Source organism: Kitasatospora sp. NPDC056138 (assembly GCF_042264695.1).
Lineage (GTDB): Bacteria > Actinomycetota > Actinomycetes > Streptomycetales > Streptomycetaceae > Kitasatospora.
The window spans coordinates 207,396-231,912 of record NZ_JBHJVK010000002.1; the positions used below are offsets into that span (position 1 = coordinate 207,396).

Annotated in this window: 18 protein-coding genes; 14 read left to right on the forward strand and 4 right to left on the reverse strand. The window is 72.8% G+C overall.

Going from position 1 to position 24,517, the window contains the following annotated elements; translation table 11 throughout:
• The first annotated feature begins 169 nt into the window (after positions 1–169).
• The 3 genes from ACFC1R_RS02465 (at position 170) to ACFC1R_RS02475 (ending at position 3,847) form a co-directional block, all read left to right on the forward strand.
• Entirely contained in the window at positions 170–964 is a 795-nt protein-coding gene (locus ACFC1R_RS02465) for a hypothetical protein (RefSeq protein ID WP_375931351.1), read from the forward strand.
• A 242-nt stretch (positions 965–1,206) separates the two neighbouring features.
• On the forward strand, positions 1,207–1,938 hold the full coding sequence (locus tag ACFC1R_RS02470; protein ID WP_375931354.1) for a sulfite exporter TauE/SafE family protein: 732 nt from the start codon (positions 1,207–1,209) through the stop codon (positions 1,936–1,938).
• Between the two features lie 232 nt (positions 1,939–2,170).
• Complete coding sequence (locus ACFC1R_RS02475; RefSeq protein ID WP_375931357.1) at positions 2,171–3,847, forward strand: DUF885 domain-containing protein; 1,677 nt, start codon at positions 2,171–2,173, stop codon at positions 3,845–3,847.
• A 208-nt stretch (positions 3,848–4,055) separates the two neighbouring features.
• Here ACFC1R_RS02475 and ACFC1R_RS02480 read toward each other — a convergent pair whose 3' ends face one another.
• The 4 genes from ACFC1R_RS02480 to ACFC1R_RS02495 all read right to left on the reverse strand — a co-directional run bounded on the left by ACFC1R_RS02480 (position 4,056) and on the right by ACFC1R_RS02495 (position 8,463).
• The gene (locus tag ACFC1R_RS02480) at positions 4,056–4,676 is read right to left on the reverse strand and encodes a DJ-1/PfpI family protein (RefSeq protein WP_375931360.1); all 621 of its coding nucleotides are present in this window, start codon (positions 4,674–4,676) and stop codon (positions 4,056–4,058) included.
• Positions 4,677–4,729: 53 nt separating this feature from the next.
• Positions 4,730–5,743 carry a hypothetical protein gene (locus ACFC1R_RS02485; protein ID WP_375931362.1) on the reverse strand — a complete coding sequence of 338 codons (1,014 nt, stop codon included), beginning with the start codon at positions 5,741–5,743 and terminating at the stop codon, positions 4,730–4,732.
• Between the two features lie 246 nt (positions 5,744–5,989).
• Positions 5,990–7,147, reverse strand: a complete 1,158-nt coding sequence (locus ACFC1R_RS02490) for a metallophosphoesterase (RefSeq protein WP_375931365.1) — start codon at positions 7,145–7,147, stop codon at positions 5,990–5,992.
• Positions 7,148–7,305: 158 nt separating this feature from the next.
• Entirely contained in the window at positions 7,306–8,463 is a 1,158-nt protein-coding gene (locus ACFC1R_RS02495) for a LacI family DNA-binding transcriptional regulator (RefSeq protein WP_375931368.1), read from the reverse strand.
• A 369-nt stretch (positions 8,464–8,832) separates the two neighbouring features.
• On the opposite strand from ACFC1R_RS02495, the gene hisC reads away from it, so the two are divergent.
• From hisC to cydD, 11 genes are all read left to right on the forward strand, one after another.
• On the forward strand, positions 8,833–9,912 hold the full coding sequence (gene hisC, locus ACFC1R_RS02500; RefSeq protein ID WP_375931370.1) for a histidinol-phosphate transaminase: 1,080 nt from the start codon (positions 8,833–8,835) through the stop codon (positions 9,910–9,912).
• A gap of 407 nt (positions 9,913–10,319) precedes the next feature.
• Positions 10,320–11,738, forward strand: coding sequence for an efflux RND transporter periplasmic adaptor subunit (locus ACFC1R_RS02505; protein ID WP_375931373.1), 1,419 nt, complete (start codon positions 10,320–10,322; stop codon positions 11,736–11,738).
• Positions 11,735–12,559, forward strand: a complete 825-nt coding sequence (locus tag ACFC1R_RS02510) for an ABC transporter ATP-binding protein (RefSeq protein WP_375931376.1) — start codon at positions 11,735–11,737, stop codon at positions 12,557–12,559. Before ACFC1R_RS02505 ends, ACFC1R_RS02510 begins: the two co-directional genes overlap by 4 nt.
• Positions 12,556–13,758: an ABC transporter permease gene (locus tag ACFC1R_RS02515; RefSeq protein ID WP_375931379.1), complete on the forward strand. Its 1,203-nt coding sequence runs from the start codon at positions 12,556–12,558 to the stop codon at positions 13,756–13,758. The genes ACFC1R_RS02510 and ACFC1R_RS02515 overlap by 4 nt, the downstream gene beginning before the upstream one ends.
• A gap of 11 nt (positions 13,759–13,769) precedes the next feature.
• The gene (locus ACFC1R_RS02520; protein WP_375931382.1) at positions 13,770–14,402 is read left to right on the forward strand and encodes a hypothetical protein; all 633 of its coding nucleotides are present in this window, start codon (positions 13,770–13,772) and stop codon (positions 14,400–14,402) included.
• A 140-nt stretch (positions 14,403–14,542) separates the two neighbouring features.
• The gene (locus ACFC1R_RS02525; protein WP_375931385.1) at positions 14,543–15,223 is read left to right on the forward strand and encodes a VC0807 family protein; all 681 of its coding nucleotides are present in this window, start codon (positions 14,543–14,545) and stop codon (positions 15,221–15,223) included.
• A gap of 131 nt (positions 15,224–15,354) precedes the next feature.
• Positions 15,355–16,128, forward strand: a complete 774-nt coding sequence (locus tag ACFC1R_RS02530) for a response regulator transcription factor (protein WP_375931388.1) — start codon at positions 15,355–15,357, stop codon at positions 16,126–16,128.
• A gap of 4 nt (positions 16,129–16,132) precedes the next feature.
• Positions 16,133–17,713 carry a sensor histidine kinase gene (locus ACFC1R_RS02535; protein ID WP_375931390.1) on the forward strand — a complete coding sequence of 527 codons (1,581 nt, stop codon included), beginning with the start codon at positions 16,133–16,135 and terminating at the stop codon, positions 17,711–17,713.
• Positions 17,714–18,082: 369 nt separating this feature from the next.
• Positions 18,083–19,639, forward strand: coding sequence for a cytochrome ubiquinol oxidase subunit I (locus ACFC1R_RS02540; protein WP_375931392.1), 1,557 nt, complete (start codon positions 18,083–18,085; stop codon positions 19,637–19,639).
• A 25-nt stretch (positions 19,640–19,664) separates the two neighbouring features.
• Positions 19,665–20,678, forward strand: coding sequence for a cytochrome d ubiquinol oxidase subunit II (gene cydB / locus ACFC1R_RS02545; RefSeq protein ID WP_375931395.1), 1,014 nt, complete (start codon positions 19,665–19,667; stop codon positions 20,676–20,678).
• 34 nt (positions 20,679–20,712) lie between these two features.
• Positions 20,713–24,408 carry a thiol reductant ABC exporter subunit CydD gene (cydD, locus tag ACFC1R_RS02550; protein ID WP_375931398.1) on the forward strand — a complete coding sequence of 1,232 codons (3,696 nt, stop codon included), beginning with the start codon at positions 20,713–20,715 and terminating at the stop codon, positions 24,406–24,408.
• Positions 24,409–24,517 lie beyond the last annotated feature (109 nt).

The window sequence follows — 24,517 nt, forward strand, 5'->3', positions numbered from 1 at the left end:
GGGAGGCAGGAGGGGGCTTCCCAGCGCGGCGCTTCGGCGCGTCCGGCCACTGCCGAGGAACGTCCTGGGCGACGAGTCGCAGATCCCCGTTCCGGCCTTCGCAACGGACCGGAAGCGCGCAGCCGGATATGGCGATGCACAGGCACCGCCGATGGGCTACGGTCGCCCGGTGATCGAATTGGCTGAGCGGCCCCGCAGTACCTGGTGGGGGCTCATACGGCTTACCCCGGCGGCCTGTTGGTGGCGGCTGCTCGCGGTGGAGGTGCTGTTCGGGGCGGCCGACCTGGCCGTGCTGACGTTCTGCACGACGCTCGGCGGCTCGGGGCTGTGGGCGGCGAGCGACACGCTGCGACTTGCCGTCAGCGGCCTCATCGCCGCCTGGGGCTGGTCCGCGAAGCTGCGGATCCTGGACGGCGGCCACGGGATCCTGTCAGCACTGCGGCCCGACCCGCGGCGGATCGGGCGGCTGGCGGCCTGGCTGGTGGCACTCGATGTCCTCGGCCTGCTGAGGTTGCTGATCCACATCGACATCGAGACGTACACCGCGGTCGTCTTCTCGCCCGCGATGGCGGTGGTCTACCTGGGTTCCCTGTACCTGGCCTTCGCCGCCGCGCTGCTGCCGATGGTGATCCTCCTTCAAGGGCAGGGCCTCCGCCGGGCCTGGGGACTCTCCCACGGTGGCCGGCGCACCGTCCTGCGTGTGCTGCCGGTGGTGCTGCTGGGCGCCCTCGTGATCGAGGTCTTGGAGCACTGGCAGGCCGTCGTTCTGAGCACGTCCCCGCAGCCGCCGTACTTCTTCCTGGTCCAGGCGGCAGGACTCCTGGTCCGGGTACCGCTGGGCACGCTCACCGCGGTGCTGCTGTATGTCGCCTTCCGGCTGTCCTCGCCGGTCCCTGCCGGTGTCGATGGCGGGCGGAGCCGGCCGACCGGTGCGGCAGCGGTGCCGGTGCCGAGGGACACGTAGGCCCGCTCGTCAGACCTGGTCGGCCGCCGGGCCGGAGGAGTCCGAGGCCCAGGGCGAGCGGGTCCGCCTCCTGCCGGTCGACTGACGTCAGCCTGTCGGTTGCGCCGCACCGGGAGGAGGATGGGGCTTCCCGGAGCGGCGGCGCCGCCCGTGCGGCATGCGGCGTTCGGCGTGCGGCGTGCGGCGTGCGGCGGCGGACGAGGGGGCCGCCGTCGACCGGGAGTACCCGTGAGGAGCCGTCTGTGACGAGTGGTTGGGCAGCCGACCTGCTGCTGGGCTGCACCGTCCTGCTGGGCGCGTCGGTGCAACGGCTGGCGGGGATCGGGTTCGCCCTGGTCGCGGCGCCGGTCCTGGTGCTGCTGCTCGGCCCGGCACAGGGGGTGGTGCTGTCCAACTGTGCGGCGGGGGCGATCAGCGCGGTCGGGCTCGCAGGCAGCTGGCGGCAGGTGCGGCTGACCGCGATGCTCCCGCTGGTCGGGGCCGCCGCCTGCACCGTCCCGGCCGGCTCCTGGGTGGCCACCCGGCTGCCCGAGCCGACACTGCTGGCCGGCCTGGGGGCGCTGGTGAGCGGCGCCGTGCTGCTGGTGATGAGCGGTGCCCGGGTGCCCGCCCTGCGAGGCGTCCGAGGGGCGTTCGCGGCAGGTGCCGTGAGCGGGTTCATGAACTCCTCCGCCGGGGTCGGCGGTCCGGCGGTGTCCCTGTACGCGGTGAACGCCGGCTGGACCACCCGGGAGTTCGTACCCAACGCGCAGTTCTACGGGGTGCTGGTGAACGCCTTCTCCATCGCCGCCAAGGGAGTTCCGCGGCTCACCGGACCGGCCTGGCTGCTGGTCGCGGCGGGCATCACCGCGGGCGCGGTCGTCGGAAAGGCACTCGCGGACCGGGTGCCGGAGCGGCGGGCCCGGCGCACCGTGCTGCTGCTCGCCCTCGCCGGCGGGCTGACCACACTGGGCAAGGGCCTGTGGGGGCTCTAGCGCCGCTCCTGCGGACGAGACGCCGAGACGCCGGGGCGGCGGATGCATCGGCGGTGCGGACCGCGTGGCGCGCGAAATGCACGGCGCGCGAAATGCACGGCGCGCGGACTGCAGGGCACGGGCCGAGCGGCGCGGCGGACGGGCACCCGCGTGATCCGGGGAAACCGTCGGGGTACTGACGGGGTGCCGTCGGGTACTGACGGGCCGAGTGCCCGTGCGACAGGATGATGACATGTCAGATGACCTGATCACACCACGCCGTATCGCCGACGACCACGTGGAGCAGGTAGCCGCGCAGGACCCGATGACCTCGACGGCGTTCGGGCTGAACCCGGGCGACCAGCGGCAGCCCGACCTGTCGCCGGAGGGATTCGAGGCCCTCGCCGGGCTCGCCCGCCGCACCCTCGTCACCCTGGACGCCGCACCCGCCGCGACCGACCCCGCCGAGCAGGCCTGCGCCCGGCTGCTGCGCGAGCGGCTCACCGCCGAACTCGCCGTGCACGACGCCGGCGACCACTTCCGCTCGCTGCGCAACATCAACGCACCGGTCCAGCGGCTGCGGTCCATCTTCACCCTGATGCCGACCGACACCGACGAGGACTGGGCGGCGGTGGCCGGCCGGCTGCGCAACCTCCCGGGCGCGATCGACGGCTACCGGACCACCCTCACCGAGGGGATCGCGCGCGGGTTGCTCTCCGCCCCGCGACAGACCGAGGCGGTGCTCCGCCAGCTCGACGCCTGGACCGGCCGGGACACCGGCGGCGCGGGCTGGTTCGCCGGCTTCGTCTCGACCGCCGCCGAACGGCTGCGCCCGGAGCTGGACGCGGCCGCCGCCGGGGCGACCGCCGCCGTGGGCGAGTTCCGCGACTGGCTGCACGGCACCTACCTGCCCGCCGTCGCCGACGTCCCGGACGCGGTCGGCCGCGAGCGCTACCTGCGGTCCGCCCGGTTCTCCACCGGTGCCGACGTCGACGTGGCCGAGGCGTACGCCTGGGCCTGGGAGGAGTTCCACCGGAACGTCGCCGAGATGCAGACCGTGGCCGGCCGCATCCTGCCCGGTGCGACCGTCCGGGAGACCATGCACCACCTGGACGAGCACGGCCACTCGATCAAGGGCGAGGAGGAGATCCGCCGCTGGCTCCAGCAGATCATGGACGAGGCGATAGCCGCCCTGGACGGGGTCCACTTCGACATCTCGGGGCCGCTGCGCCGGGTCGAGTCGCGGATCGCGCCCGCCGGCAGCTCCGTCGCGCCGTACTACTCGCGGCCCAGCCTCGACTTCAGCCGTCCCGGGCGGACCTACCTGCCGACCCTGGGCAAGGACACCTTCCCGACCTGGGAGATCGTCAGCACCTGGTACCACGAGGGCGTTCCCGGGCACCACCTCCAGCTCGCCCGGTGGGTCGCGGTCGCCGACCGGCTCAGCCGCTACCAGGTCACCCTCGGCAGCGTCAGCGCCAACACCGAGGGCTGGGCCCTGTACGCCGAGCGCCTGATGGACGAGCTCGGCTTCCTGACCGATCCGGCCCGCCGGCTGGGGTACCTCGACAAGCAGATGCTGCGGATCATCCGCGTGATCATCGACATCGGCATGCACCTCGAACTCGCCATCCCCGCCGACTCGGGGTTCCATCCGGGCGAGCGGTGGACCCCGGCGCTGGCGAACGAGTTCATGGCCCTCCACCACGGCAGCTCGGTCGAACGCCGGACCGGCGAGATCGACCGCTACCTCGGCTGGCCCGGTCAGGCCATCAGCTACAAGCTCGGCGAACGCGCCTGGCTGCAGGGCCGGGAGGCCGCGAAGCGCCGCCAGGGCGCCGCCTTCGACCTCAAGGCCTGGCACATGAAGGCCCTCTCACAGGGCTCCTGCGGCCTCGACGACCTGGCCACCAGCCTCGCGGCGCTGTAGGCCCGGTAGGCCCGGTGGGTGCTGCAGGAGCCGTAGCCGCCGTCGGCCCGGCCCGCCGTGCCCGACCGGTGCCGCCGGAGCGCCGTCCCCGAAGAGCCCTCGACTCCGGGGACGGCGTCCGGCAGCGGGCCGGTCCGGGCCGGTCCCGGTCCTGCCCTTGGGTCCAGCTCCGCCCTTGGGCCCGGTCCTGCCCTTGGCCCCGGCCCGGTCAGCCGAGCGTGCGGGCCCGCTCCCGGATCTCGGGCGAGGACTTGGCGACCGAGCCGGAGTCGAACGGCGGCGTCGGGTCGTACTCGGTGTAGAGCTGGATCGCCTGCGCGGTGACGTCGTCGGTGAGCAGCGCGGCGAGGCCGAGGGCCATGTCGATGCCGGAGGAGACCCCGGCGGAGGTGATGATCCGGTCGTGCCGGACGACCCGCTCGGGGGTGTACCGGGCGCCGTACGCCTCCAGTTCGGCGGTCGCGGCCCAGTGGGTGGTGGCCGTGAGGCCGTCGAGCAGTCCGGCCGCGCCGAGCAGCAGGGAGCCGGTGCAGACCGAGGTGGTGAAGGCGGTCCGGTCGTGGATCCGGCGTACCCAGGCGACGAAGTCCCGGTCCTTGACCAGCTCCCGGGTGCCGCGGCCGCCGGGCACCAGCAGCACGTCGCACTGCTCGACCTCGGCGTACCCGGTGCCGACGTCCACGGTCAGGGCGCCGAGGGTGTCGGTGACCCGTCCGGGCTCGGGCGCGACGAACCGTACGGTGGCGCCCGGCACATGGGCGAGGATCTCGTACGGACCCATGGCGTCGAGGGGTTCGAACCGGTCGAAGAGCGGGATCACGATGTCCATGGGGCCAGGATAGGAGGCGGACGCGGCGTCAGTTCCGCTGTGGCGGAGCGGGATCAGACCTCGTCCGGGCCGGTGAAGCCCGGCGGGCTGTAGCCGGGGCTGCTGAACTCGGCGGTACGCGGGGTACGGCCTTCGGGGTCGGTCAGGTTCTCGCCGCCGGGGCTGGTGAAGCCGGGACTGCTGAAGGCCGCGCTGGTGTAGCCGGGGCTGAGCAGCTCCGGTGGGTTGGGCCGGCCGGTCGGCTGCGGCGGGAGCGCGGGTTCGGAGCGCAGGTTGGTGTGCAGGTAGGGGAGCAGCGCGCGCTCGCGCAGCGCGGTGTGCCAGGCGAGGCGGGCCTCGGCGAGGTCGTCCAGCAGCCCGGGATCGTCCACCGGGCCGTGCCCGTTCCCCGGGCCGGGAGCGTCCGGGGCCGGCAGGACAGGACGCTCCGGGTCCGCCCCGCCGGCGCCGCCCGTCAGTCCGGCGCCGCCCGGCCCGGGGGCCGGGGTCGCGCGGGCCTCCGGCGGTGGCGCGGCACTGTCGCGCAGCGCGGTGAGCAGCAGCCCGACGGCACCGACCACCAGGGTGGCGACCCCGACCGCCAGGGCCGCCCACCCGGCGGTCACCACGGCCCGCCCGAGCGCGAGTTCGGGGCTGGTGGCACGCAGGGTGTAGCCGAGCAGCAGCAGGACGGCCGCCGCCGACCAGGCCAGGATGGGGGCCAGCACGGTGAGCGCGGGCAGCAGCCCGACGCCCTGGTCGGCCGCTCCCGGTCCGGAGCGGGGCCCCTGGCGGGCCGGGCGCGGAGGGTCTGCGGTGGCGGTGGCAGCGGCCCCGCCGGCATCGGCGGGCGGCGCGGACCGGAGCAGCAGGGCGGTGCGCAGCTCGGTGTAGTGCTGGTACTCCACCGCCGTGGTCGAGGCGACGGTGTCGGCGGCGAGCAGGGCCTTGGTGCGGAGCTGGGCCGTGGTGAGGTGCGGGCCGGGCTCGGCGAGGGCGGCGAGTATCGAGCCGTCGCGCAGTGCTTCGTCGAGGATGCGCTCGAAGTCCGGGCGGTCCTCGGCGAGCAGATGTGGGGTGGTGGTCATGGGTACCCCGTTCCGCTGGATCACGGAGGTGGACTGGTCCAGGCCGGTGCACCGTCGGGCATCGGGCCCGGCCCGGCGTGGTGCATCGATGGTAGGGGTGAGCACCGAGCGACTGACAGTCGGTTTCCGGATTTTCAGTGGCACCAGCGCCCTTGTGGTATCGGACAGCTGTTCAGTCCGGGTACTGCGGGCCGCGCGGGTGCCCGGCCGCCTGCGTCGGGCCGGGCACCGGAGCTTGATGTGCCGTCAGTTCAGCGGCAGCCGGGCGACCAGCAGGCGCCCCTCCATGGTGACGCCGCCGTCCATCGCGATGGCCAGCTCGTCCGCGTAGATGTACGGGCCGGGGACGTGCGGCGGTACGCCCTCCTCGGCGTGCGTGGAGCCGGTGAGGTACGGGATCGGGCTGTGCCCGTGCACCACGCGCTGGCCGCCGTACGCGCCGAGCAGCTCGTGCGCGGCGGTCGGCCCGGCCTGGCCCCGGAAGGCGAACCGCTTGGTGAAGCGGCGGAAGCAGTCCCACCACTCGTCGGCGCCCTCGTCGGCGAGCAGGTGGTGCACCGCGTCGTTGACCTCGGCGATCGACTCGCCGTACTCCAGGTAGGCGGTGGTGTCGGAGTGCAGCAGCAGGTGGCCGTCCTCCAGGGCGATGGCGGGGAGCCGGGAGAGCCAGCTGATGTGGTGGGTCTCCAGGCGTTCCAGGTCCTGCTGCTGGCCGCCGTTGAGCCGCCAGGCGGCGAGGAAGGAGGCGGTGCCCGCGGTGGACTGGACGGGCTCGTCGCCGTATCTGGCGGCGCCCAGGAAGAGCAGTTCGTGATTGCCCATCAGGGCCCGGCAGTAGCCGCCGGCGGCGGCGGCCTCGGCGGCGAGCTGCATGACCAGGTCGATGACGCCGATGCCGTCGGGGCCGCGGTCGGTGAAGTCGCCGAGGAACCAGAGCCGGGAGCGGCCGGCGGACCAGTGGCCGTCCGCGTCGATCAGGCCCTGCTGGTGCAGTGCGGCGCGGAGTTCGTCGAGGTAGCCGTGCACGTCGCCGACCACGTAGAGCGGGCCGGGGGCCTCGCCGGGCGTGGGCTGCGGGTACGGGAAGTTGACCTCTTCGGGCAGCGGCGGGGTGAGCGGCGGGCCCAGCTCGATGGTCGGCGGGTCCTCGTGGTGGACGGCTGCGGGCGGCTGCTCGCGGTGCACCATCTGGACTGTCCGGTCGTCCGGGTGACTGAGCGTCGGCCAGTGCTGTTCGAGGAAGCGGGCGCCGCCGTAGCCGCTGTAGGTGGAGTCGTAGCCGTACCCGGGCGGCGGCTCGGGAGGCTCGTAGTAGGAGCCGTACGGGAGCACGTCGAGGTCCTGGGGGTGGGGGGGGCCTGAGTCGGGCAGTTCAGGCCCGGGGAAGCGGTCCTCGGGTGTCATTCGCCCATCATAGGAAGACCACTCTCCCGGCGTCCTCACCTGGTCGGTATCCAATCGTCCGGAGAGTCTCCCCGGGTGGCCCCGAGCGGGCCCGAACGGCCCCTGCGGCGACCCGGCCGGGGCGGCATCCGCCCCGGTTTGTCCCATCCTGTGGTGGTCTAGACCTCGCCCGGTGGGCGGGGTGCGTTGATGGTGGTCCGGGGGTTGCGGCGCTGCGAAGAGGCCCGCACGATCAGTTCGGTGGGCATCAGGGTGCCCGGCGGCGGACCGGTCCCGGCGGTGCGGAAGCGCGGCGGGAAGAGCCGGGCGATGTCCACGCCGGTGCCGGAGTCGACTCCCTCGATGGCGTCGATCAGCAGGTTGACCACGGTGGTGCCGATCCGGCGCGGCTTGAGCGAGAGGGTGGTGATGGGCGGTTCGGTGCCCGCGTACACGTCGCTCTCGCTGCAGCACACCAGCAGCAGGTCGTCGGGCACCCGCAGGCCGTACCGGCGGGCGGCGGCGAGCAGGTCGGTCCCGTTGGGGTCGAAGAGGCCGTACACCGCGTCGGGGCGGTCGGGGCGGGCGAGCAGCCGGTCGGCGGCGACGGCGCCGGCGGCAGGGTCGTGGGCGGGGTAGGTCTCGTAGACCGGCTCCTGGCCGACCTGCCGGCACCAGCCGAGGTACGCCTCGGTGGAGAGCCGGGTGTAGGTGTCGGTGCTGGTCCCGGTGAGCAGGCCGATCCGGCGGGCGCCGGCCTCGGAGAGGTGGTCGAGGATGTCCAGCACGGCGGCCTCGTGGTCGTTGTCGACCCAGGCGGTGACCGGGCAGTTGCCGGGCTTGCCGTCGCTGACCACCGGCACGCCGGACCGGTAGAGCTCGCTGACCAGCGGGTCCTGGTCGGGCGGGTCGATCACCACGGTGCCGTCCAGGGCGATGTTGCTCCAGACGTCGTGCCGGGAGGAGGCGGGCAGCACCACCAGGGCGTAACCGCGGCCGAGCGCCGCGCTGGTGGCCGCCCGCGCCATCTCGGCGAAGTAGGCGAACTCGGTGAAGGTGAAGGGTTCCTCGCCGTAGGTGGTGACGGTCAGCCCGATCAGGCCTGACCGGCCGGTGCGCAGGGTCCTGGCGGCTGCGGACGGGCGGTAGCCGAGGCGCTCGGCGACCTCGCGCACTCGGCTTCTGGTCTCGTCGGGCAGGCGTCCCTTACCGTTGAGGGCGTCCGAGACAGTGGTGATCGACACTCCGGCGGCTGCTGCCACGTCCCGGATGCCGGCCCGCTCCAGACGCCGCGAGGTGGTGGGTCGCCGACCGCTCTGATTGGCTGCTGCTGTCATGGCGGACCGATCGTATGGCGCATCGCGGGTCTCTGTGACCGGGGCGTCCCTTGGCCGAGAAGTACCGTTTCTCCATGAATCCTCCCCGGTGGTTCCCTTGGATACCGGCCTCAATTCGGGCCTCTTACCTCTGACATGTGCCATCGGAACCCTGCAGAATGGCTGATCCGCGTCCATCACCCGGGCCGGCATCTCACCCCTACGGGTGAGCGCGATCGGTATCGTTCAAGGCACCCGACCGGGGCGGAACGGGTGCGTACGAAGGCCCGGCGCCCTGCGGCGACCCCGCGGTGCCGGGTGCCGCGGCAGGACGGCGGCACGAGCAGCGCGCACCGACCGCATGAGCAGCATGAGCAGAAGGAGAGCACCGTGAGCGAGACGGCAGCGCAGGGGCCCCGGCTGAGGCCGACCCTGGACGCCATTCCGACCTACAAGCCCGGTAAGCCCGCCGGCGCCGACTCGTACAAGCTGTCCTCCAACGAGAACCCCTACGAGCCGCTGCCGGGCGTCCTGCAGGCCGCCGTCGCCGCGGCGGGCACCCTCAACCGCTACCCCGACATGGCCGTCACCGAGCTCACCAACGAGCTGGCCGCCCGCTTCGGCGTGCCCGCCGAGCACGTCGCCACCGGCACCGGCTCGGTCAGCGTCGCGCAGTCCCTGGTGCTCTCCACCGCCGGGCCCGGCGACGAGGTCATGTTCGCCTGGCGCTCCTTCGAGGCGTACCCGATCATCACCCAGGTCGCCGGTGCCACCCCGGTCGCCGTCCCGCTCACCGCCGACGAGGCGCACGACCTGGACGCGATGCTCGCCGCGATCACCGACCGGACCCGGCTGATCTTCGTCTGCAACCCCAACAACCCCACCGGCGTGGCGATCCACCGGGCCGAGCTGGAGCGCTTCCTGGACGCCGTCCCCGGCGACGTCCTGGTCGTGCTGGACGAGGCGTACATCGAGTTCATCCGCGACGAGGAGGTGCCCAACGGCATCGACCTCTACCGCGACCGCCCCAACGTGTGCGTGCTGCGCACCTTCTCCAAGGCCTACGGCCTGGCGGGCCTGCGGGTCGGCTTCGCCATCGCGCACGAGCCGGTGGCCACCGCGCTGCGCAAGACCGCCGTGCCGTTCGGCGTCAGCCAGATCGCCCAGGACGCGGCCGTCGCCTCGCTGCGCGCCGAGGACGAACTGCTGGCCCGGGTCGAGGCGCTGGTCCAGGAGCGGGACCGGGTCGCCGCGGGCCTGGCCGAGCAGGGCTGGACGATCGAGGCCTCGCAGGCCAACTTCGTCTGGCTGCGGCTGGGTGACCGCAGCCTCGACTTCGCCGCCGCCTGCGCCGAGGCTGGCATCGTGGTCCGCCCGTTCCAGGGCGACGGCGTCCGGGTCACCATCGGCGAGACCGAGGCCAACAGCATCTTCCTCGCGACCGCCGCCGCCTTCCGCAAGGAGCTCTGACCCCCAGGCGGTCGACGGCCCAGGGGCACGGCGCGTACCGCGCGCCGTGCCCCTGCGGCGCTTTGGGCGGGCGTGCCACCGCGCGGCTTCCCGGCCCCGGTCCAGTCCCGTACCCGCCCCGGCCCCCGTCCCGGAGTCGGCGCAGTCCCCAGTCCCGGCCCCAGTCCCGTCCCCGGCATCGGTGCCGCCGCGGCCGGGCGGACCGGAGAGTTGGATCAGAGAACGGATCAGAAAGGGGATCGGAAACGCTGGGAAAACCCTGGGAGCTCGATCAACAGCTGTCCAGCGGGAGGTAGCGCTTCGGCCGCCGGGAAACCGGTGTGTGGTGGATTGTCCGGATTGCTGGCATCAGCTCGCTCCCAGCCCGGGCCCAGGACTTGGCAAGAGCGCCACGCCACCCTGAGCCCATGAAGGTCCTCCCGCGACGGCGTGGTGCCGTCCTCGTCAACTCCGCGCTCGCCGTGGTCCTGCTGGGCGGCGCCGCACTGGCGTACGCCACCCTGGACAGCGGCACCAGCTCGGCCGCAGGCCGGGCGCAGACCCGGACCGCAACGGTGGCCAAGGGCACCGTGCTGGCCACGGTGTCCGGTTCCGGCACGCTCTCCTCGCCCACCGACGCCGGGCAGGACTTCGTCACCGGCGGCAAGGTGACCGCGGTCAAGGTGGCGGTCGGTGACACGGTGAAGAAGGGCCAGCTGCTCGCCACCGTCGACACCACGCAGTCCCTCCAGCAGGTCACCGCGGCCGAGTCCGCCCTGACCGCCGCCCAGGCGAACCTCACCAAGGCGCAGGCGGGCGAGACCACCACCTCCCAGGTCCCGTCCAGCAGCAGCGGTGGCAGCAGCGGTGGCAGCAGCGGTGGTCGTGGCGGGGCGAGCGCCGCACCCAAGACCACCACTGTCACCACCACCAAGGTGGACCCCGCCCAGGTCGCCCAGGCCCAGCAGCAGCTGACCACGGCCGAGGCCGGGGTCACCAACGCCAAGGCGGCGCTCGCCGGTACCAGCCTGATCGCCTCGGTGGACGGCACGGTCGCCTCCGTCGGCGGCAAGGTCGGCGACACCGTGTCGGGCAGTGGGGGATCCTCCAGCGGCTCCAGTGGTGCGTCGGGCTCCGGCTCCGGCAGCAGCAAGTCCGGTGGGTCCTCGTCCGGTTCGAGCACGGGGAGCGCGCTGAGCGGCTTCATCGTGCTGACCAACCCGACCGGGATGCAGGTCAGCGCCGCGTTCTCCGAGCTCGACTCGCTGAAGCTCAAGAAGGGCCAGGCGGCCACCGTCACCCTGAACGCGCAGTCCGACACCCAGCTCAAGGCGACCGTGCTGTCGGTGAGTTCGCTGCCGACCAGCTCGGGCAGCGGCGGCAGCGGCTCCTCCAGCGCGGTCCAGTACGGCGCGGTGCTGCAGATCGACGGCGACACCAGCTCGCTGCGGACCGGTCTCAGCGCGACCATCTCGGTGGTCACCGGCGAGGCCGACAACGCGCTCTCCGTCCCGACCGCCGCGCTCTCGGGCACCGGCACCAGCCGGACCGCGACCGTGGTGCACGACGACGGCAGCACCGAGCGGGTCGACGTCACGGTCGGTGTCGAGGGCGACTCCACGGTGCAGGTGGTCTCCGGACTGACCGAGGGCGAGCGCCTCCAGCTCACCGCGACCACCGCGGGCACCGGCAACGGCTTCCCCGGTGGCTCCTTCCCCGGCCTGGGCGGTGGCGCAGGCGGCGGCGGCTTCGGTGGCGGTGGCTTCGGCGGTGGCGGCGGTGGCCGTGGCGGCAACGGCGGCGGCAACGGCGGCGGCAACGGCGGCGGCGGAGGCGGTCGCGGATGAGGTACCGCCAGACGGCGGAGCAGTGGGCGGCCCGTCACCGGGCCGCCCAGCAGCCGCCGGTCATCCAGATCCGCCACCTCCTCAAGGCGTACGGTCACGGCGACGCGACCGTCCACGCCCTGCGCGGCCCGCTCGCGCCCGACACGGGTGAGCCGCAGGGCGTCAGCCTCGACATCGAGCAGGGCGACTACGTCGCGGTGATGGGCAGTTCGGGCTCCGGCAAGTCCACCCTGATGAACATCCTGGGCTGCCTGGACGTCCCGACCTCGGGCCGCTACCTGCTGGACGGCACCGACGTCGGCAACCTGGACGAGCAGCAGCTCTCACTGGTCCGCAACCGCAAGATCGGCTTCATCTTCCAGTCCTTCAACCTGGTGCCCCGCACCACGGCGCTCGCCCAGGTGGAACTTCCGCTCGCGTACGCCGGAGTGCGTGCCGCCGAGCGCAAGCGCCGGGCGCTCGCAGCACTCTCGCTGGTCGGGCTGCTGGAGCGCGCCGGGCACAAGCCCAACGAGCTCTCCGGCGGCCAGCAGCAGCGCGTGGCGGTCGCCCGCGCGCTGGTCACCGCACCCGCGATGCTGCTCGCCGACGAGCCCACCGGAAACCTGGACAGCCGCTCCACCAAGGAGGTGCTGGCCATCATCGACGGGCTCAATGCCACCGGCCGCACCGTCGTACTGATCACCCACGAGGACGAGGTCGCCGAGCACGCCAAGCGGGTGCTGCGGCTGGTCGACGGGCAGATCGTCTCCGACGTCCGGCAGGCTCCGGTGGACGGACCGCCGCCCGCGCTGCGCGAACTCACGGGAGCCCGCCCGTGATCGTCTGGCAGATGCTCCGCTTCGCTCTCGGCGGACTGGCCGCCAACAAGGTCAGGTCCGCGCTCACCATGCTCGGCGTGCTGATCGGTGTGGCCTCGGTGATCCTGCTGCTGGCAGTCGGCAACGGCTCCTCCCAGGCCGTCAAGAACTCGATCACCTCGCTCGGCACCAACTCGCTCACGGTCTCCTCGGCCAACGCCCGGGGCAGCGGCTCCGCGGCCAAGAAGCTCACCGTGGACGACGCCAAGGCGCTCGCCGCGGCCACCGACTCGCCCTCGATCAAGTCCGTCGCCCCGGTGGTCACCACCACGGGCACCGCGCTGTACGGGAACATCTCGTACACGCCGGGCTCGATCGTCGGCACCTACCCGGCGTACTTCGAGACCGCCAACCAGAAGATCGCGCAGGGCGACTACTTCAGCAACGACGACGTGCTGAACTCCCGCAAGGTCGCGGTGATCGGCTCCACCACCGCCGCGCAGCTGTTCGCCACCGAGGACCCGGTCGGCAAGAAGATCGTCGTCGGCGGCACCCCGTTCACCGTCGTCGGCGTGCTCGCCACCAAGGGCAGCACCGGGTTCAACGACCCGGACGACGTGGTGATCGCGCCGCTGCCCACCGTGCAGAACGCCTTCACCGGCTTCGGCGCGGTCAACCAGATCCTGGTGCAGGCCAGCTCGGCGGAGGCCACCACCACCGCGCAGAGCGACGTCACCCGGATCCTGATGGGCACCCACGGCATCACCGATCCCAGCAAGGTGGACTTCCGGATCAGCAACCAGACCTCGCTGCTGACCGCCCGGGAGAGCACCACCAAGACCTTCACCGTGCTGCTCGGCGCGGTGGCCGCGATCTCGCTGCTGGTCGGCGGGATCGGGATCACCAACATCATGCTGGTCACCGTCACCGAGCGGACCCGGGAGATCGGCATCCGCAAGGCGCTCGGCGCACCCAAGGCCGTCATCCTGGGCCAGTTCCTCACCGAATCCACCCTGCTCTCGGTGCTCGGCGCCGGGCTCGGGGTGCTGGCCGGGATCGTCGGTTCGCAGTTCAGCATCGTCGGCATCAAGCCGGTGGTCATCCCGGAGTCCGTGCTCGGCGCCTTCGCCATCGCGGTGGCCATCGGCCTGTTCTTCGGCAGCTACCCCGCAAACCGGGCCGCCTCGCTGCGCCCGATCGACGCCCTCCGACACGAGTAGGACCCTTCACCATGACCTCCGAGCACGAGCCGCCGACGCAGCCCATCCAGTCGCTCGACCCCGCAGCACAGGTCGAGCTGCTGTCCACCCCGCCGGACGCCCGCGACATCGCCGCCGAACTGGCCGCACCGCCGCGCCGCAAGCTGCCCTGGCTCACCCTCGCCCTGGCCGGCGGAGCGATCGCCGTGCTCTCCTTCGCGGGCGGCGTCTGGTACGAGCAGGGCAACGCCAAGAGCGGCACCACCCAGCGCGCCGCCGGCCAGCGCGGCCAGGGATTCGGCCAGGGCGGACAGGGCGGCGGCCAGGGCGGCCAGGGTGGCCGCCGCGGCGGTGGCCAGGGCGGCCAGGGCGGCGCAGGCTTCACGCGGGGCACGGTCAAGACCGTGGACGGCAGCACCGTCTACCTCACGGACGCCAACGGCAACACCGTCAAGGTCACCACGGGTGACAGCACCAAGGTCCAGCTCAACAAGGAGGGCAAGGTCTCCGACCTCCAGCCCGGCCAGACCGTGACCGTGGTCGGCACCCCCGACTCCTCCGGCGGCTACGCGGCCACCCAGCTCACCGAGGGCGCCGGTGGCTTCGGCGGTGGCTTCGGCGGTGGCGGCGGCTTCCCCGGGGCCCGCAGCTCGTCCAACGGCTGACACCCCGCAGGCGTCGGACGAATCAGGGCCCGGTCGATCCCCCGTCGACCGGGCCCCGCTCCGCTCACCCGTAGCCGGGCCGCCCGCCGATCCGCTACTGTCCGGTCCGGCAAATTCGAAGATCACCGGGGGAAACAACCGTGTCGGACCAGACTCCGGCCCGTCGAAGCGGCGTGTCCGCGCTCGGCTGGGTGCTCACCATCGTCTGCAACATCGTCGCGCCGATCCTTACCTACAACCAGCTCACCGGCCACGGCTGCAACGACTTCACCGCACTGCTGGTCTCGGCCGGCTGGCCGGTGCTGGACCTGCTGATCAACATCGCCTGGAAGCGCAGGCTGGACGAGTTCGCCGTGATCAGCCTGATCTTCGTGGCGCTCACCATGGCGGTCACCCTGGTCGGCCCGCACTCCGCCCGCCTGCTGCTGGTCAAGGACTCGCTGGTCACCGGCCTGTTCGGGGTGCTCTGCCTGATCACGCTGGCCGCACCGCGCCCGCTGATGTTCTACTTCGGCCGCAAGTTCGCCACCGACGGCTCCGCCGAGGCCCTGGAGCGCTGGAACGGCCTGTGGGTCCATGAGAGCTTCCGCACGGTCCAGCGCAACCTGACCCTGGTCTGGGGCGTGGCCTACCTGGCCGAGGCGGCGCTGCGGGTCGGCCTCTCGTACGCCCTGAGCACCGGCGGGATGGTCACCCTCAACTCCGTGCTCTCCTACGGCGTCACGGCCGTGCTGATCGGCTGGACGATCACCTACGCCAAGCGGGCCCGGGCCCGCGGGGCAGCGGCCCAGGAAGCCGCCACGGCGGCCGTCGCCGGCTGATCGACCGGGTGCGCCGCGGTTGATCGGGAAGGTTTAATCAGGTCCTCATCAACCGCGCGTAGCCTCCCCGGGCTATCGTCCAACGAGGATGCATCGTCCGACCGGGAGGCGGAACAGCCGTGCAAGGGACAGTGTCGACAGCCAGCGGGACCGCCACAGCGGGCACTCCCGCACGCCAGGCTGCCTCGGGCGGCGAGCCGTTCCTGCTGGTGGTGGACGACGAACCGAACATCCGCGAACTCCTCTCCGCGAGCCTGCGCTTCTCCGGTTTCCGGGTGGCCTCGGCGGCGAGCGGCGAGGAGGCGCTGGAGGCCGTCGCGGCCGAGCGGCCCGACCTGGTGGTGCTCGACGTGATGCTGCCCGACCTTGACGGCTTCACCGTGGTCGAGCGGCTGCGCGAGCAGGCCCAGTGGCCGCAGCCGGGCGAGCACGTACCGGTGCTCTTCCTCACGGCCAAGGACGGCACCGGCGACAAGGTGCAGGGCCTGGCCGCCGGGGCGGACGACTACGTCACCAAGCCGTTCAGCCTGGAGGAGCTGATCGCCCGGATCCGCGCCATCCTGCGCCGGGCCGGCGGCCCCGCCGAGGACGGACGGCTGGTGGTCGGCGACCTCACCCTCGACCCGCTCGCCCACGAGGTCAGCCGGGGCGAGAGGGCGGTCTCGCTCTCGCCGACCGAGTTCAAGCTGCTGCACTACCTGATGGCCAACGTCGGCCGGGTGGTCTCCAAGGCCCAGATCCTGGACCACGTCTGGGCGTACGACTTCGGCGGCGACCTCTCCATCGTCGAGTCGTACATCTCCTACCTGCGCCGCAAGCTCGACTCCGGACCCGCGCACGGCCCCAAGCTGATCCACACCGTGCGCGGCATCGGCTACGCCCTGCGCCGCCCGCCCCAGCACTGAGCCCGTGAGACGCGTCCGACGTCCGGGCAGGCTCCCGAAGCCGTTCCCCGCCTCCCGGTTCTTCCGCTCCCCACGGCTCGTCCGTCCCGCCCGGCTGCTGCGCTCCTCGCGGTTGCTCCGGGTCTCCCGGCTGTCGCTGCGGGTGCGGCTGCTGGTGCTCGCGGTGCTGCTGGTGGCCACCGGGCTGGTGGTGAGCGACACCATCGTCCTCGGAACCGTCCGTGTCCAGCTGGCCGACCGTGCGGACCAGCAGCTGCTCCGCTTCGCCGAACCGCTCTCGCACCGCGGCCCCGGCGGCAACCGGCAGAACTCGGGCCCGAGTCCGAACCTGCGCCGGGCCGGCCAGTTCCTGCCCAGCCAGTACGTGGTGCAGTACCTGGCCGCCGACGGCACGGTCCAGCAGACCATGCGGCAGCCGATCTCCGACTCCGATCCGGCCCCCGACCTCGACGAGCTGTCCGGCCGTCAACTCACCCAGCACTCCGGCGACCTGGCCGGGTTCGACCTTCCCGACCAGAACGGCCGGGGCCGCTGGCGGGTGGTCGTCCTCCCGCTGGCCCACTCCGGCGGCAACCAGTTCGCCGCCCCCTCCTACCTGCTGGCCGCCGTCTCGCTGGACGACGTGGACGCCACGGTGGCCAAGCTGCACGCCTCCTTCCTGGCGATCGGCGGTGCCGTCCTGGTGCTGATCGCCGCACTCGGCGCGGTCGCCGTCCGGGCCGGGCTGCGACCGCTCGCCCGGATCGGGCAGGACGCCGAGCTGATCGCCGCCGGACGCTTCTCGCACCGGATGCCCGACCTCCCGCCCGGCACCGAGGTCGGACGGCTCTCCGCGACCCTGAACGAGATGCTCACCCAGATCGAGGCCGCGTTCGCCGCCCGCGCCGAGTCCGAGTCCCGGATGCGCCGCTTCGTCGCCGACGCCTCGCACGAGCTGCGCACCCCGCTGGCCGGCATCCGGGGCTTCGCGGAGCTGTACCGGATGGGCGCGCTGCCCGACGTGGACCGGGCGATGGACCGGATCGAGAGCGAGGCCGTACGGATGAGCGGCCTGGTCGAGGACCTCCTCACGCTCGCCCGCCTGGACGAGGAGCGCCCGCTCGACCTGGCCCCGATGGACCTGCGCACGCTGGCCGCCGACGCCCTGCACGACCTGACCGCCCTCGACCCCGGACGCCCGGTGGCGCTCACCGGACCCGACGGCAGGGGCGCCCCGCAGCCCGCTCCCGTGCTCGGCGACGAGGCCCGGCTGCGCCAGGTGGTGACCAACCTGGTCGGCAACGCGGCCAAGCACACCCCCTCGGGCACCGCGGTGCGGATCGGGGTCGGAACCACCGCCGACGGCCGCTGCCTGCTGGAGGTCGCCGACTCGGGGCCCGGCCTGACCGAGGAGCAGGCGGTCCAGGTCTTCGAGCGGTTCTACCGCGTCGACGCCTCGCGCAGCCGCCACGAGGGCGGCGGCGCCGGCCTCGGCCTCGCCATCGCCACCGCCCTGGTCCACGCCCACGGCGGCACGCTCACCCTGGACACCGCCCCGGGCCGGGGCGCCGCCTTCCGCGTGCAGATCCCCCGGCAGAGCCACTGATCCCGGGGGCGCGGTGCCCCGCGCCCCCGGCAGGGTGCTTGTCGAGCCCCCGCATCGTGCGCGCGGTGCTCCGCGCCCCGGCAAGTGTGCTTGTCAAGCTCCCGAATGGCGAAGACGGGCCGGTGGGACCTGCCGTCTGCTTCTTGCCGCGGGTCCCGGCTCCGTCGGATCATCCGGTGAACGCCAACCCCACCCCCCACTGTCCGAGCTGTCGTAAGCATGTTGGATACTGCCCTTGTGAACGTGTTCACGTTCACAAGCGGACAAGCTTGTGCAGATTGATCACGCTCTCGTCGGAGAGGCGTCGATTGTCTGGAATGCCGGAGAACATCCCGGCACGAGCAGCGGGACGACCAGAGAGAGGGCGCCGTGGAACTAGCAGTCGCTCACGAGACCATCGCGCGATGGCAGTTCGGTGTCACCACCGTCTACCACTTCCTGTTCGTCCCGCTGACGATCAGCCTCGCCGCCACCGTGGCTGGCCTGGAGACCGCCTGGGTGCGGACGGGCAAGGAGAAGTACTTCCACGCCACCAAGTTCTGGGGCAAGCTCTTCCTGATCAACATCGCCATGGGCGTGGTGACCGGGATCGTGCAGGAGTTCCAGTTCGGGATGAACTGGTCGGACTACTCGCGCTTCGTCGGGGACGTCTTCGGCGCCCCGCTCGCGATGGAGGCGCTGATCGCCTTCTTCTTCGAGTCCACCTTCATCGGGCTGTGGATATTCGGCTGGGACAAACTGCCGAAGAAGATCCACTGCGCCTGCATCTGGATGGTGTCGATCGGCACCGTGCTGTCCGCCTACTTCATCCTGGCCGCCAACTCCTGGATGCAGCACCCGGTCGGCTACTCGGTCGACAAGGCCACCGGCAAGGCGCAGCTCACCGACATCACCAAGGTGCTGTTCCAGGACACCACCCTGGTCGTGGTCTTCCACACCCTCACCGCCGCCTTCCTGACCGGTGCGGCCTTCATGGTCGGCATCTCCTCGCTGCACCTCTGGCGGGCCAAGCGCGCCGCGGCGGCGGGCGGCCCGCAGACCGACCGCAAGAAGGTCGCCACCATGCGGACGTCGCTGCGGGTCGGCCTGGTCATGGCCGTGGTGGCCGGTCTCGGCACCGCGATCAGCGGTGACACGCTGGCCAAGGTGATGTTCGAGCAGCAGCCGATGAAGATGGCCGCCGCCGAGGCGCTCTGGGACACCCGGTCGCCCGCCCCGTTCTCGGTCTTCGCGGTCGGCGACGTCACCAAGGGCCACAACTCGGTCGAGCTGGAGGTCCCCGCGGCGCTCTCCTTCCTGGCCAAGAGCGACTTCAGCTCGGCCGTCCCCGGCATCAACGACACCGCCGCCGCCGAGGCGGCCAGGTTCGGCGGCAAGCCCACCGACTACATCCCGAACGTCTTCGTGACGTACTGGGGCTTCCGCCTCATGATCGGCTTCGGGATGACCTCGTTCGCGGCCGGCCTGGTCGGGCTCTGGACCACCAGAAGAAGATTCCTCCTCGACCCCGAGTTCCGCACCGGCGAGGACGAGGCACCCAGGCTGATGCTCACCAGGAGCCGTGAGCTGGGCCCGTTCCTCACCAAGTGGAGCTGGCGGATCGGCATCTGGACCATGGGGTTCCCGCTGATCGCCAACAGCTTCGGCTGGGTCTTCACCGAGATGGGCCGCCAGCCGTGGGCCGTCTTCGGCCTGATGACCACCGCCGACGCCGTCTCGCCCAACGTCGGCGTCGCCACCCAGGTCGGCGCGCTGGCCACCTTCACGCTGCTCTACGCCGTCCTCGCGGTGATCGAGGTCAGGCTGCTCGCCAAGTACGCCTCGGCCGGCCCCGCCACCTCGGAGCAGCCGCCCGCCGAGGACCCGACGCTCCGCGGCCCCTCCTCGGACGAGGACGCCGACAAGCCCCTCGCGTTCGCGTACTGAGACCCCGTCAACCGAGGACATCGAGATGCAACTCCACGACGTCTGGTTCATCCTGATCGCGGTCCTGTGGATCGGGTACTTCTTCCTCGAGGGCTTCGACTTCGGCATCGGCGTGCTCACCAAGCTGCTCGCCAGGAACACCGCCGAACGCCGGGTCCTGATCAACACCATCGGCCCGGTCTGGGACGGCAACGAGGTCTGGCTGCTCACCGCCGGCGGTGCCACCTTCGCCGCCTTCCCCGACTGGTACGCCACCCTGTTCAGCGGCTTCTACGTTCCGCTGCTGGTGATCCTGGTCTGCCTGATCGTCCGCGGGGTGGCCTTCGAGTACCGGGCCAAGCGCACCGACGAGCGCTGGCAGCGCAACTGGGAGCACGCCATCTTCTGGACGTCCCTGCTGCCCGCCTTCCTGTGGGGCGTGGCCTTCGCCAACATCGTGCACGGTGTGGCGATCGACCGGCACAAGAACTACGTCGGCGGCCTCCTCGACCTGCTCAACCCGTACGCGCTGCTCGGCGGTCTGGTCACCCTGGTGCTGTTCACCTTCCACGGCGCGGTGTTCGCCTCGCTCAAGACGGTCGGTGAGATCCGGGAGCGGGCCCGCGCGACGGCCCTGTGGCTCGGCCTGGCCACGGCCGTGCTGGCGCCGGGCTTCCTGGTCTGGACCCAGCTCCACCAGGGCAACGGCCGGAGCCTGGCCGCGGTGGTCGTCGCGGTGGCGGCGCTGGCCGCCGCGCTGGCGGCCAACCAGGCGGGCCGCGAGGGCTGGGCGTTCACCTTCTCCGGGCTGACCGTGGTGGCCGCGGTCGCCGTGCTCTTCCTGTCGCTCTTCCCGGACGTGATGCCCTCGACGCTCGACGGCAGCTGGTCGCTGACCGTGGAGAACGCCGCCTCCTCGCCCTACACGCTCAAGCTGATGACCGTCATCGCGGCGGTCTTCACCCCGCTGGTGCTGCTCTACCAGGGCTGGACGTACTGGGTGTTCCGCAAGCGGATCGGCGTCCAGCACATCCCGGCCGCCCAGAGCGCCGACCACTGAACCGCCGCGTACCCGAGCAGCCAGGAGACCGCGCATGAAGCCCGTAGACCCCCGGCTCCTGCGGTACGCCCGCACCACCCGCGCCTTCCTCGCCGGATCGGTGGTCCTCGGCGCCTTCGGCGCGGCCTTGGTGGTGGTCCAGGCGTCGCTGATCGCCGAGATCGTCGTCCGGGCCTTCCAGCGGCACGCGTACGACCTCACCACCCCGCTGCTCTGGCTGGTCGCCACCGCGACCGGCCGGGCGGCGGTCGCCTGGCTGACCGAGCTGACCGCGCACCGCTCGGTCGCCACGGTGAAGTCCACCCTGCGGCAGCGGCTGCTCGACCACGCCACGGCGCTCGGCCCGGCGTACCTCTCCGGCCGCCGCACCGGTGAGCTCACCGCGCTCGCGACCCGGGGCGTCGACGCCCTGGACGACTACTTCGCCCGCTACCTGCCGCAGCTGGCGCTGGCCGTGGTCGTCCCGGTGGTGGTGCTGGCCCGGATCCTCGGCGCCGACTGGAGCTCCGCAGCGATCATCGCCGGCACGCTGCCGCTGATCCCGCTCTTCATGGTGCTGATCGGGTGGGCCACCCAGGCCCGGATGGACCGGCAGTGGGCCTCGCTCTCCCGGCTCTCGCACCACTTCCTGGACGTGGTCGCCGGGCTGCCCACGCTCAAGGTCTTCAACCGCGCCAAGGCCCAGGCCCGGACCATCTCCAGGATCACCGACGAGTACCGCCGGGCGACCCTGAAGACCCTGCGGATCGCCTTCGTCTCCTCCTTCGCCCTGGAACTGCTCTCCACCCTCTCGGTCGCCCTGGTCGCCGTCTCGATCGGGTTCCGGCTGGTCGACGGCAGCCTCGACCTGGAGACCGGACTGCTGGTCCTGATCCTGGCGCCCGAGGCGTACTTCCCGATCCGGCAGGTCGGAGCGCTCTACCACTCCAGCGCCGAGGGGCTCAGCGCCGCCGACCAGATCTTCGAGGTCCTGCAGACCCCGCTGCCCGCAGGCGGCACCACCCCCGCCCCCGCGCTGGCCGGGGCGGTCATCACGATCGACGCAGTGGGCGTCACCCACCCGGGCCGGACCGCGCCCGCCCTGGCCGGTCTCTCGCTGACCCTCGGACCGGGCTGCACGACCGCGCTCACCGGGCCGAGCGGCGCGGGCAAGAGCACCCTGCTCTCCGTCCTGCTCGGCTTCACCCGACCCGACTCGGGCCGGGTCCTGGTCGACGGGCACGACCTCGCCGACCTCGACCCGGTGAGCTGGCGCAGCCAGATCGCCTGGGTGCCGCAGCACCCCCACCTGTTCGCCGGGACGATCGCCGAGAACGTCCGCCTGGCCCGTCCCGACGCCACCGACGACCAGGTCAGGGCCGCCCTCGCCGCCGCCCACGCCACCGACTTCGCCGACCCGGACACCAGGCTCGGCGAGGGCGGCACCGGCCTCTCCGCCGGCCAGCGCCAGCGCCTCGCACTCGCCCGGGCCCTGCTGACGGACCGCCCCCTGGTCCTGCTGGACGAGCCCACCGCCAACCTGGACGGCGCCAGCGAGGCCGCCGTCGTCGAAGCCGTCCGCAACCTGGCCGGCCGCACCGTCCTCCTGGTCGCCCACCGCCCCGCCCTCCTCGCCACCGCGACCCACCGCCACCACCTGACCGCCCCCGCCCGGGGGCACGCGGAACCGCCCGAGTCGGCCCGCACCGAATCCGGGGGGGCCTTCCCCCGGGGGTGCGGGGAGCCGCGCGACTCGGAAGGCCACCCGCTTCGGCCGGGCTCCGGAGAGCAAGGGGCGCCCCGCGATCCCGTCGAGGCGGTGCGGGCCGTTCTCCCCGAGCCGGTGCGGCACCACGACCTCCCGACCCGTACGGACCACCGCGCCCCCGGGGCACCGCCCACGGCGCCGGCCAAGCCCCGGCTGGCACCGGCCGTCCTGCTCGGCTCCCTCGCGCTCGGCTGCGCCGTCGCCCTGATGGCCACCTCCGGCTGGCTGATCTCGTACGCCTCCGAGATGCCCCCGGTGCTGTACCTGATGATGGCCGTCACCTCCGTCCGTGCCTTCGGCATCGGCCGCAGCTTCTTCCGCTACGCCGAGCGGCTGGTCTCGCACGACGCCGTCCTGCGAGCCCTCGGCGGCGTGCGCACCGCCGTCTACCGCAGACTCGAACAGCTCGCCCCGGCCGCCCTGCCCGCCTTCCGCCGCGGTGACCTCCTCTCCCGCCTGGTCGCCGACGTGGACGCCGTCCAGGACCACCACCTGCGCTGGCGCCTGCCCGCCGCCGTCGCACTGCTGGTCTCGCTCGGCTCCGCCGCCGCGCTGGCCGCCTTCCTTCCGCTCGCGGGTGCGCTGCTGGCCCTCGGCCTGCTGCTCGCAGGGGCCGCCGTCCCCGCCCTCGCGGTCCGCCTCTCCGGCCGCACCGAGCGCCAACAGGCGCCCGCCAGGGGCGAATTGGCGGCATCGGTGGTCGACACTCTCACCGGCACCGCCGAACTGACCGTCGCGGGTGCCCTGCCCGCCCGTCTCGCCGCCACCCGCACCGCCGACCGTCGGCTGACCGCCCTGGCCGCTCGCTCCGCCGCCACCGCCGCCGTCTCGGCCGGGCTGACCGCCCTGGTCACCGGGCTGACTGTGGCCGCGAGTGCGGCCGCCGGCGTCCGCGGTGTCGGCAACGGCACGCTCCCGGGTGTCTGCCTGGCCGTGGTGGTGCTCACCCCGATGGCCGCCTTCGAGGCCGTCGCCGGCATGTCCACCGCCGTGCAGTTCCGCGAGCGCAGCCGGGCCGCCCAGGCGCGCCTCACCGAGGTGCTGGCGGCCGAGCCGCCGGTCGCCGAACCCGCGGCACCGGCCACCCCGCCCGCCGACCCCTTCCCCATCGCGGTACGCGGTCTCTCCGCCCGCTGGCCCGGCCGGGCCGAGGACGCGTTGCGCGACATCGACCTCGACCTCACCCCGGGCCGCCGGATCGCCGTGGTGGGCCCGTCCGGCTCCGGCAAGACCACCCTCGCCCAGGTGCTGCTCCGCTTCCTGGACCAGAGCGCGGGGACGGTCACCTTCGGCAGTCGTCCACAGCCTGTGGACACCCGCGCGCTCGACTCGGACGACGTTCGCCGCACCATCGGCCTCTGCGCCCAGGACGCGTACGTCTTCGACAGCTCGCTGCGCGAGAATCTGCGGCTGGCCCTCCCCCAGCCTCCGGCCGGGGGTGCCCCCACCCAGTCTTCGGCATCCCAGCCTCCGGCCGGGGGTGCCCCCACCCAGCCTTCGGTATCCCAGCCTCCGGCCGGGGGGAGCGGCGGGGACGCCACCGACGAGCGGCTGCGGGCCGCCCTCGCCGCCGCCCGGCTGCTCGACTGGGTGGAGAGCCTGCCCGACGGGCTGGACACCATGGTGGGCGAGCACGGTGCACGGCTCTCCGGCGGCCAGCGCCAGCGTCTGGCGCTGGCCCGGGCGCTGCTCGCCGACTTCCCCGTGCTGATCCTGGACGAGCCCGCCGAGCACCTGGACCTGCCCACCGCCGACGCCCTCACCGCCGACCTGCTCGCCGCCACCGCCGGCCGCACCACCCTGCTGATCACCCACCGGCTGGCCGGGCTGGACGACAGCACGGTGGACGAGGTGATCGTCCTCGACCGCGGCCGGATCGTGGAGCGTGGCCGCTGGTCCGAGCTCACCGCCCGCCCGGACAGCCGCCTCGGCGAGCTGTACCGGCGCGAACAGCGAGCCGACACGCTGCTCGCCGCCGTCTGAGCAGCCCCGGCAAACCTGGACAAACTAGGCTCACAGCATGGAGATCAGACCGGACCCTCCCCAGCCGGACCCTCCCCGGGCAGGCCGTTCCCGGTCGGGTCGTCCCCAA